At 63.4% G+C, this 9,512-nt stretch carries 10 protein-coding genes; 5 read left to right on the top strand and 5 right to left on the bottom strand.

Annotation, left to right across the window (positions count from 1 at the left end):
• Positions 1 to 190 precede the first annotated feature (190 nt).
• From NKH52_RS20555 to NKH52_RS20545, 3 genes are all read right to left on the bottom strand, one after another.
• Positions 191 to 724 (bottom strand): endonuclease domain-containing protein, encoded by a 534-nt coding sequence (locus NKH52_RS20555; RefSeq protein ID WP_502908072.1) that lies wholly within the window; start codon positions 722 to 724, stop codon positions 191 to 193.
• A gap of 5 nt (positions 725 to 729) precedes the next feature.
• Positions 730 to 2,226: an FAD-linked oxidase C-terminal domain-containing protein gene (locus NKH52_RS20550; RefSeq protein WP_023809027.1), complete on the bottom strand. Its 1,497-nt coding sequence runs from the start codon at positions 2,224 to 2,226 to the stop codon at positions 730 to 732.
• 278 nt (positions 2,227 to 2,504) lie between these two features.
• On the bottom strand, positions 2,505 to 3,827 hold the full coding sequence (locus NKH52_RS20545; RefSeq protein ID WP_352736365.1) for a DUF3422 family protein: 1,323 nt from the start codon (positions 3,825 to 3,827) through the stop codon (positions 2,505 to 2,507).
• A gap of 202 nt (positions 3,828 to 4,029) precedes the next feature.
• On the opposite strand from NKH52_RS20545, the gene NKH52_RS20540 reads away from it, so the two are divergent.
• Genes NKH52_RS20540 through NKH52_RS20530 form a run of 3 tightly spaced genes read left to right on the top strand, consistent with a single transcriptional unit; the run spans position 4,030 to position 6,799 of the window.
• Complete coding sequence (locus tag NKH52_RS20540) at positions 4,030 to 4,833, top strand: FCD domain-containing protein (RefSeq protein ID WP_352736364.1); 804 nt, start codon at positions 4,030 to 4,032, stop codon at positions 4,831 to 4,833.
• Between the two features lie 19 nt (positions 4,834 to 4,852).
• The gene (locus NKH52_RS20535) at positions 4,853 to 5,998 is read left to right on the top strand and encodes an alpha-hydroxy acid oxidase (protein ID WP_127292760.1); all 1,146 of its coding nucleotides are present in this window, start codon (positions 4,853 to 4,855) and stop codon (positions 5,996 to 5,998) included.
• 27 nt (positions 5,999 to 6,025) lie between these two features.
• Entirely contained in the window at positions 6,026 to 6,799 is a 774-nt protein-coding gene (locus NKH52_RS20530) for a metallophosphoesterase family protein (RefSeq protein WP_352736363.1), read from the top strand.
• Between the two features lie 39 nt (positions 6,800 to 6,838).
• Here the strand turns inward: NKH52_RS20530 and NKH52_RS20525 are convergent, their stop codons facing one another.
• Positions 6,839 to 6,970 carry a hypothetical protein gene (locus NKH52_RS20525; protein WP_013893872.1) on the bottom strand — a complete coding sequence of 44 codons (132 nt, stop codon included), beginning with the start codon at positions 6,968 to 6,970 and terminating at the stop codon, positions 6,839 to 6,841.
• Between the two features lie 293 nt (positions 6,971 to 7,263).
• Positions 7,264 to 7,962, bottom strand: a complete 699-nt coding sequence (locus NKH52_RS20520; protein WP_352736362.1) for a type 1 glutamine amidotransferase — start codon at positions 7,960 to 7,962, stop codon at positions 7,264 to 7,266.
• A gap of 88 nt (positions 7,963 to 8,050) precedes the next feature.
• Here NKH52_RS20520 and NKH52_RS20515 point away from each other — a divergent pair, with 88 nt between their 5' ends.
• Positions 8,051 to 8,698, top strand: a complete 648-nt coding sequence (locus tag NKH52_RS20515; RefSeq protein ID WP_352736361.1) for a hypothetical protein — start codon at positions 8,051 to 8,053, stop codon at positions 8,696 to 8,698.
• Between the two features lie 31 nt (positions 8,699 to 8,729).
• The gene (locus NKH52_RS20510; protein ID WP_352736360.1) at positions 8,730 to 9,464 is read left to right on the top strand and encodes a 16S rRNA (uracil(1498)-N(3))-methyltransferase; all 735 of its coding nucleotides are present in this window, start codon (positions 8,730 to 8,732) and stop codon (positions 9,462 to 9,464) included.
• Positions 9,465 to 9,512 lie beyond the last annotated feature (48 nt).

Raw genomic sequence — 9,512 nt, 5'->3', positions numbered from 1 at the left:
TCGGTCGTGCGTGACGAAGGCGAAGATCCCAAGCTCTCCCGCGGTTGTAACCTCAGGTGGTACGGGCGACTTCGCCAAGCCAAGGTCCGGGCGGCCGCCCGGACCTTGGCTCAATCGCTCTAATCCCACGAAATCTCTCTCGTGTAGATACAAGGTGGCTCGGGCGAAGCCCGAGACGGAGAGGGGACAATCATAGAGCGTCGGCTCCGATCTTCTTGGCTGCGAAGACAAACCTCAGGTCTGAGGCTGTAACATCCTGGTGGAGCCGTCCTTCCAGCGCCGCAAGAATGGTTTCGCAGACGCTCCGAGAATTCCTAAGAACGTCGACATTCCAGAACCGCAATACCGAGAACCCTTCACCGGGCATGAATTCATCGCGTCGTCTGTCGTAGTAACTCTCGGCATGCTGAGTTCCGTCCAGCTCGACGACCAGCTTTTCGCCGCGGCAGGAAAAGTCGGCGAAGTACGGCCCAATCGGCATTTGCCGAACGAATTTGTAGCCGCCTAGCCGTTTGGCCTTCAACTCGTTCCAGAGAGTTGCTTCCGCCTGATTATCGCCATGGCGAAGCGCACGAGCACGGGCGATCTTTTCAGGCGAACGTCGGCTCGGCGTATCGGGCGTCCCCCTCTCCGTATCGGGCGTCCCCCTCTCCGTGGCGGGGGCGGCCCTAGCCACCTCTCCCCCGCTTTGCGGGGCCGAGGAACACTCGTTCTGAGACGTCATCACCCTCAAAACCTCGGAATGTCCGGAAACGGCAGCTTGCCGCCGGAAATGTGCATGCGGCCGAGTTCGGCGCATCGCCGCAGCTGCGGGAACACTTTTCCCGGGTTGAGCAGATGGTTGGGATCGAAGGCACATTTGACCCGCATCTGCTGGTCGAGATCGATCTGGGTGAACATTTCCGGCATCAAGTCGCGTTTTTCCACGCCCACACCGTGTTCGCCGGTCAAGACGCCGCCGACCTTGACGCAGAGCCGCAATATGTCGGCACCGAAGCTTTCGGCCTTGTCGAGTTCGCCCGGTACGTTGGCATCGTAAAGGATCAGCGGATGCAGATTGCCGTCGCCGGCATGAAAGACATTGGCGACGCCGAGACCGTATTTTTCCGACAGCTCGCGCATGCCGGCGAGCACGCGCGGCAGCTCCTTGCGCGGGATGGTGCCGTCCATGCAGTAGTAGTCGGGCGAGATGCGGCCAACGGCCGGAAACGCCGCCTTGCGGCCGGCCCAGAAGCTCAGCCGTTCCTGTTCCGACTGCGAAATGCGGCAGGTGGTCGAGCCGTTCTTGTAGGCGATCGCCTCGACCAGCCCGATCAGATGATCGACCTCGACGCCGGGGCCGTCGAGCTCGACGATCAGCAGCGCCTCGACATCGAGGGGATAGCCGGCATGAACGAAATCTTCCGCCGCATGGATCGCCGGCCGGTCCATCATCTCCATGCCGCCCGGGATGATGCCGGCGCCGATGATGTCGGCGACGCACTGGCCGCCCTGCTCGCTGGTCGGGAAGCCGATCAGCAGTGCACGTGCCGTCTCCGGCTTCTTCAGGATGCGTACGGTAACCTCGGTGACGACGCCGAGCAGCCCTTCGGAGCCGGTCATGACGCCGAGCAGGTCGTAGCCTTCCGCATCAAGGTGACTGCCCCCCAGCCGCACCACCTCGCCATTCATCAGCACCATCTCGATGCCGAGCACATTGTTGGCGGTAAGGCCGTATTTCAGGCAGTGCACGCCACCGGAATTCTCCGCGACATTGCCGCCGATCGAGCAGGCGATCTGGGAGGATGGATCAGGGGCGTAGTAAAAGCCCTCCTGCTCGACGGCGGTGGTGATGCCGAGATTGGTGACGCCCGGCTGGGCAACGACGACGCGATTGGGAAAATCGATCCCGAGGATGCGGTTGAAGCGGCTCATGACCAAAAGCACCGCGTCCTCGAGCGGCAGCGCGCCGCCCGACAGCGAGGTGCCGGAGCCGCGCGGCACGACGCGGATGTTGCGGTCGTTGCAGTATTTCAGCACGCGCGAAACCTGCGCCACCGTTTGCGGCAGCACGACAACCAGCGGCAGCTGCCGATAGGCGGTCAGGCCGTCGCTCTCGAAGGCGCGCATGGAATTGGCGGCGTCGACGACGCCCTCACCCGGCACAATGATGCGCATGTCGGCGACGATCTCGTCGCGCCGGCGCATCGTGGCGTCGTCTGGTTTCGGCATGGCCAAGCCGGACATCAGCAGCCTCATTTCGCTTGACTGGTCAAAATCTTTTACCAGTGAAGTGCGTTGGGTGCAAATCCTGTGGCGGCGGCGAATCCACTTCAAGGCAGAGACAGGCTTACGCACCGGCAATCTGCCGCTGTCTCACCCTCCCCCTTGTGGGGAGGGTCGCGAACGAAGTGAGCGGGGTGGGGTCCGCGCGGCGCTCTACGAGGACCCCCACCCCGTCTCACGATCTTCGCTTCGCTGCGATCATGAGCCGACCCTCCCCACAAGGGGGAGGGTGAGCAGATCTATTCGCCGGGCGGCTTGCCGGGTTCGGAGTGCATCTTGCGCACGCGGCGTACGCCCCACCAGACCAGCAGGATGGCGACAGGCACCGAAGCAGCGGTAATGATCTCCGGCGCGAAGGCGTGGCCGAAGATCGAGGCGCCCTTGGCGACATAGCCGACAAGGCCGACCACATAATAGGAGACGGCGGCGACCGAGAGCCCCTCGACGGTCTGCTGCAGGCGCAATTGCAGGCGGGCGCGGTTGTTCATCGAGGCAAGCAGGTCGCGGTTCTGCTTCTCGACCTCGACATCGACCCAGGTGCGCAGCAGCGTCGTGGCGCGGGTCAGTTTTCGCGATAGATTTTCCTGCCGCTCCTCGACCGAGCGGCAGGTGCGCATTGCGGGTGCCACACGGCGCTGCAGGAATCCGCGCCATGTGTCATAGCCGGGCACAGCCTCTTCCTCAAGCGCCTCCAGCCGTTCGCCGACGATGCCGTCATAGGCGCGGCTGGCGCCGAAGCGGTAAAGGCTCGACGCCGCGTCCGCCTCCAGCTCCGCCGCAAGTTCGGTCAGATCGGCCAGCAAGGTCTGGCTGTCGCGTGTCCCGGCGACCTTCATCTCCAGTGTGGTCTGCGCCAGCCGGTCTTCGATGCGGCGGGCGCGGCCGGACAAGGTCAACGCCAGCGGCAGGCCGAGCATGGCCAGCGTCCGATAGGTTTCGATGTCGATAAGCCGCTGCGACAACGCGCCGGTGCGCGCCGGGGTCAAGCCGCGATCGAGCAGCAGCATGCGAGTCAGGCCATCGCCATCCTGGCGAAAATCGGTGACGATGGCGGCGTTTCCGCGCTCGACCAGCGAGTAGCACAGGCTGGTCGGGTCGAAACCGGCTATCAGCTGCTCGCTCGCTTGCGTCCATTTGCGGATTTCGAGCCTGATGCCGGAGATGCAGGTTCCCGGCGGCGAAAACCCGTTGCCGAAGGGTGAGTCCTCCTGCGTCCTGCCGCTTTCGGAAAGCGGCCCTTCCCACAAATAGGTCGAGAATTCGGTGTGCCGCTCCCAGCGCAGCGAGCCCTTGCCCCATTTCATGGCATGGTGGCGGGCCTGGCGGTCGGGCGCGGCGATGCCGAGGCGCCGCGACAGTTCGGAAAGCACCGCATGGTCGACGCCCGAGCCACCCTCCGTCATGAAGGCGAGTTGTATCAGGACGCGTGGCTTTTCGATCAGCGGATGCGGCCGGGCATGAACCTCGCCGAGTGCGCCGGGCCGGCCCTCATGCGCGGGAAAGCCCATGACGCTGCCCTTGGCGCGCGGCTGGAATTCGAGATCGGACGGGTCGTCTGACACAGCTTGTTCCCTGGGTTCCTTGAACCCTCTTGCACTCGCGTCCCTCTAGTGCCAATGGCCTGATGACGCAAACAGCAAAGTTAGCCGAAGATGATGGCATCGGGCGGAAAATCGGCGCGCTTTTGTCAATTGGATAAATAATTTGACCAGTTGGCGAGGCAGGCTCTATTCTGCGACACCGGTTCACCTTCCAGGCATTCTGTTGAGCGACATTTTTTCCAGGATCGAGCATTCGCGCACCGCCGACGAGGTGGTGCAGCAGATCGAGAGCCTCATCCTCGAAGGCGTGCTGCGCACCGGCGACCGGCTGCCGGGCGAGCGCGAGCTTGCACGCCAGTTCGACGTATCCCGGCCGATCCTGCGTGATGCGCTGAAGTCACTGGAAGGACGCGGCCTTTTGATGACAAGGCCCGGCGGCGGCACGCATGTCGCCGATGTTATCGGCCAGCTTTTCACCAAGCCGGTGACGGACCTGATCTCGATGCACCGCAAGGCAGTGACCGATTATCTGGAATACCGCCGCGAGATCGAAGGGGTCGCGGCTGAATACGCGGCACGGCGCGCCACTGCCGACGACATGGCGCTGCTCGACAAGATCATGGCACGCATGGACGATGCGCACCGGACCGGCGACTTCGACGACGAGGCCGAGATCGATGTCGAGTTCCACCACGCGATCTGCGAATGCGCGCACAACATCATCCTTTTGCACACGCTGCGCTCCTGCTACCGGCTGCTGTCGGAGGGCGTGTTCCAGAACCGGCTGCTGGTGTTCACCGTGCCCGGCGCGCGCGACGCCCTGCTCGCGCAGCACCGCGCGATCCATGCGGCGGTGAAGGCCGGCGACCCGGATGCTGCCCGGCAAGCGGCGATGGACCACATCACCTATGTCGAACGGTCGATGGCGGAGGCCGAGCGCAGCGGCGACTGGCAGCGCGTCTCGCGACTGAGGTTGAAACAGCGCGTCGACGCCACCGATACAGAACCAGCACGCAAACGCTCCTAGCTATCGAGACGGGAAGCCCATGAGCCAGATCCTGACCATCGCCGACCTCAAGGACCTCGCCCGCCGGCGCGTGCCGAAGATGTTCTTCGACTATGCCGATTCCGGTTCGTGGACCGAAGGCACGTATCGGGCCAACGAAGAGGACTTTCAGAAGATCAAGTTCCGCCAGCGCGTGCTCGTCGACATGGACAACCGTTCGCTGGCGTCGACGATGATCGGCGAAAAAGTGTCGATGCCGGTGGCATTGGCGCCAACCGGCATGACCGGCATGCAGCACGCCAATGGCGAGATGCTGGCGGCTCAGGCGGCGGAGGAATTCGGCGTGCCGTTTACCTTGTCGACGATGAGCATCTGCTCGATCGAGGATGTCGCCTCGGTAACCACGAAGCCGTTCTGGTTTCAGCTCTATGTGCTGCGTGACAAGGATTTCGTGCTCAACCTGATCGACAGGGCAAAGGCGGCGAAATGCTCGGCGCTCGTGCTGACGCTCGACCTGCAGATTCTCGGTCAGCGCCACAAGGACATCCGCAACGGGCTTTCGGCGCCACCCAAGCTGACGCTGACGAACATCGTCGACATGGCCATCCGCCCGCACTGGTGCGCCGCCATGGCCGGCACGAAGCGGCGGACCTTCCGCAACATTGTCGGCCACGCCAAGGGCGTCGGCAACATGGCCTCGCTGGCATCGTGGACGACGGAGCAGTTCGACCCGCATCTGTCGTGGAAGGACGTCGCCTGGATCAAGGAGCGCTGGGGCGGCAAGCTGATCCTCAAGGGCATTCTCGACAAGGAGGACGCGCTGATGGCGGCCAAGACCGGCGCCGACGCGATCATCGTTTCCAACCATGGCGGGCGCCAGCTCGATGGTGCGTCGTCGTCGATCGGCGTGCTGGAAGAGATTGCCGACGCGGTCGGCGACACGATCGAAGTGCATATGGATGGCGGCATCCGCTCCGGCCAGGATGTGCTGAAGGCGCTTTGCCTAGGTGCCAAGGGAACCTATATCGGCCGGCCATTTCTTTACGGCCTGGGGGCGCTTGGCAAGGAAGGGGTTACCAAGGCGTTGGAAATCATCCGCAAGGAGATGGACATCACACTGGCTCTGTGCGGAAAGCGTCTGGTCACCGACATGGGCAAGGACCAGCTCCGGCGCCAGGTCCCGTGACCGCCTGACCACGGAGACACCGAAAAATTGGCAGAACCCGGCATCCATTTTCTCGACGCGCATGGGCCGGACGGCATGCGTCTCTATGCGATCGGCGACGTCCACGGCCGGCTCGACCTGCTGGCCGCCATGCATCTGCGCATCAGGGCCGAGATCGAGCAGGAGGCGCCTGCCGACTGGCGCATCATCCATCTTGGCGACTATGTCGACCGCGGGCCGGACTCGAAGGGCGTCATCGATTTCCTGATCGAAGCGCAAGAGCGCGACCCTCGTCACCTGATGCTGGCCGGCAACCACGACATCGGCTTTCTCGATTTTCTCAAGGCCCCTGACCCGGAAGGACTTTTCATACGGTTCGGCGGCATCCAGACGGCACAGTCTTACGGCGTGGCGATCAGTGAAAGCACAAGCGTGTGGTTCGGCAAGGCCGAATCGGCCGTGCGCAAAGGACATCAGGCCCTGGTCGAGGCCGTGCCGCAAAGCCACATCGACTTCCTGCGGTCACTGCCGTTCTCCGCGATTTTCGGGGACTTCTTCTTCTGTCATGCCGGCATCAGGCCGGGTAATCCTCTGGAGAAGCAAAACCCACAGGACCTGATCTGGATCCGCGACGTCTTCCACAACCACACCGACCTTTATCCGAAGATCGTGGTGCACGGCCACACGCCGGTGCCGGAGGCGGAAGTGATGGCCAACCGCGTCAATGTCGACACGCTTGCCTGGCAGTCATGCATGCTGAGCGCGCTCGTCGTCGACGGCGCGGACAAACGCATCCTGACAATGACGATCAAGGAAGCTTGAGCGTCGCGCGTCGGAAGACGCGAAAGACGCTTCCCGCCTTTAGCGGAGCGAGGCGGTGACGCCGTAACCGTCTACGGCGTTGTGGTTGTTGGCTGCGTCGGCGGCATAGATGCCGAGACCGCACAGCACGATGGCGGACAACATGGCAAAGGACAGAAGCGCTGCTTTCACGGAGGTCATCTCTTGTTGAGCTTTCTGCATCTGTGCACCAGGCGGTTACCAATGCGTTGAAACGGAGAATTCGCTTCAAAGTTTCGACGATTTTGCGCTTCTAGGCATGTTCTGTATCAACGGTGTGTCGCGCGGGTCACACAAAAGGTTCATAGCCGTTGCACAGAAGATGCAGAGCGCGCGCCTTCTAGGATGGCGGGCGGACACAAGCCAAGAATGAAACGGTTTTCCCCAGGCGGTTTCACCGCCGCGTGCCAATTATGTCACGCTGGAGGGTACGGAGAGACCAACGCTCAGATGGTCGCTACCCAGGCACGGGCAATGGCCAGACCCGCGGCATCCGCATCGGGTCCGTTGCGGGCCATTTCGCCATCGAGCTTGCCGGCCCAGTCGGGATGGCGGGCGGCGATGGTCGGGGCAAAGGATGTGCTCCAGTCCTTGACCATCGGCCGGTCGGCCTCGAAATGGAACTGGAAACCGTAGACGGCGCGGCCGACGCGAAACGCCTGGTTCTCGGCGACATCGTTGCCGGCGAGCCGCACGGCGGTTTCGGGCAAAACGAACGTGTCGTCATGCCACTGGAAGATCGGGAATTTCTCCGGCAGCGCGCCCAGCACCGGATCGGCCTTGGCGTCCGCCGTCAGCGATACGCCGCGCCAACCGAACTCATTGGCGCCGCCGATGCGGTTTTCGCCGCCGAAGGCACGGGCGACGAGCTGGCTGCCGAGGCAGATGCCGAGCACGGCGCGATCCTTGTCGGCAAAGTCGCGGGTCAGTTCGAGCAGTGCCGGAAAATAGGGGTACTCATCGTCGGCCAGCGCATTCTGGCCCCCGCCGAGCACCACCATGGCATCATGCCCGGCCGCGTCATCCGGCAGGGGATCGCCCCTGTAAGGGAGACGCAGGTCGAGATCGGCACCCGCTTCCGCAAGTGCTGCGCCGACCTGGCCAAGGCCGGTATTGTCGTAGTTCTGGACCACCAGCACCCGCATCACAAAACCCTACTGACATGAAAAAGATGCGACGAGCGATATCATGCCGCTCGCATTGCAGCCAAGATGCGTGTCCGGAGAGAAAACTATGCCACTGCAGAACCGGGTCGATCCGTTCGGTACCATCCACGCCGTGCCCGATCGCGGCATGTTCACCGGCAATCGCGGCATCCTCCACGATCCCGAGACGAAGACACTCAAGAAAAAGCGCTGGGCGCTTCAGGCCTGGATCATCTGCGTCTGCCAATTCCGCGATGTGCGGCGCGAACCGATGGGCCGCAACCGGAAGGGCGGCAAAGCGGGCTGGACCGAGCTGTTCTTCCTCGACGAGGTGACTGCATTGGCTGGCGGGCATCGCCCCTGCTTCTTTTGCCAGCGCGAACGGGCCAAGGATTTTGTCGGCCGCTTCGGCGAAGCCTTCGGCATTGCCGAGCCGCGCGCGCCGCAAGTCGACAAGCGGCTGCACAAGGAGCGGCTGGCCTCGGGCGGCAGGCCGCCAGTGGTTGCGGTTGAAGACCTTGCCGGCCTGCCGGACGGCGCCATGGTCGCGGATGGCGCCACGGTTTATGCTTTGCGTCGGGGCAAAACGCTGCGCTGGTCGTTTGCCGGATATGGGCATCCCGGCGATTTCGGCTTGCTCAACGGCAAGACACTCTCGCTGCTGACGCCGGCCACAACGCTCGCCGTGCTGGGGCATGGCTTTCGGCCGGTGTGGCATCCGACCGCCGAGGCTTGACGCCGGCAGCCGGCTCGCTCATTCCTCGGCGATGCGCGCCAATTACAAGATGCAACGTCTGTTCGTGCCCGACGATCTCGCGCCGGATGTAGAGTTCGACGCCGGCCAACAGCAGAGCCACTATCTCCTGCATGTGCTGCGGCTTGGCGAAGGCGCCGAAATCCTGGTGTTCAATGGCCGCGACGGCGAGTGGTCGGCGGCCATCGCGGCGAAGACGAAAAGGGCGGTGCGGCTGAAGGTGTCGGCGCTGCAACGGCCACAGCCGCCGCTGCCCGATCTCGTCTACTGCTTTGCGCCGCTGAAACAGGGCAGGCTCGACTATCTCGTGCAGAAGGCGGTCGAGATGGGCGCCGGCATCCTGCAGCCTGTCATCACCCAGCACACGCAAGTGGCCAAGCCGTCGATCGATCGCCTGCGCGCCAATGTCGTCGAAGCCGCCGAACAATGCGGCATCCTGGCGGTGCCTCAGGTGCATGAAGCCGAAAAATTCGACCGCCTGCTGACCGGCTGGGACACAGGGCGACGGCTGATCTTCTGCGATGAGGATGCTTCGACCAACAATCCGCTGGCCGCGCTGCAGGCGATCAAGGAAAAGAAGCTTGGGCTGCTGGTCGGGCCGGAGGGTGGCTTTTCCGACGACGAGCGCAAGATGCTGCGCGCCCTGCCCTTCGTCACCGCCATTCCGCTCGGCCCGCGTATCCTGCGCGCCGACACGGCGGCGGTGGCCGCGCTCGCGGTGATGCAGGCGACAGTCGGAGACTGGTGAAACGTCATCTCTTGCAAGGGACGGTGAGCGCGGTAAGGTTCAATTCCT

Source organism: Mesorhizobium sp. M1066 (assembly GCF_040318635.1).
Classification (GTDB): Bacteria; Pseudomonadota; Alphaproteobacteria; order Rhizobiales; family Rhizobiaceae; genus Mesorhizobium.
The sequence above is the reverse complement of the archived record's forward strand: the minus strand, read 5'-3'. Positions and strand labels throughout refer to the sequence as shown.

Bases quoted from the DNA above. Each gene is read 5' to 3' on its own strand.
- NKH52_RS20555 (WP_502908072.1), bottom strand. From the start codon at position 724: ATGACGTCTCAGAACGAGTGTTCCTCGGCCCCGCAAAGCGGGGGAGAG.
- NKH52_RS20550 (WP_023809027.1), bottom strand. From the start codon at position 2,226: ATGTCCGGCTTGGCCATGCCGAAACCAGACGACGCCACGATGCGCCGG.
- NKH52_RS20535 (WP_127292760.1), top strand. From the start codon at position 4,853: ATGAGCCAGATCCTGACCATCGCCGACCTCAAGGACCTCGCCCGCCGG.
- NKH52_RS20520 (WP_352736362.1), bottom strand. From the start codon at position 7,962: ATGCGGGTGCTGGTGGTCCAGAACTACGACAATACCGGCCTTGGCCAG.
- NKH52_RS20515 (WP_352736361.1), top strand. From the start codon at position 8,051: ATGCCACTGCAGAACCGGGTCGATCCGTTCGGTACCATCCACGCCGTG.
- NKH52_RS20510 (WP_352736360.1), top strand. From the start codon at position 8,730: ATGCGCGCCAATTACAAGATGCAACGTCTGTTCGTGCCCGACGATCTC.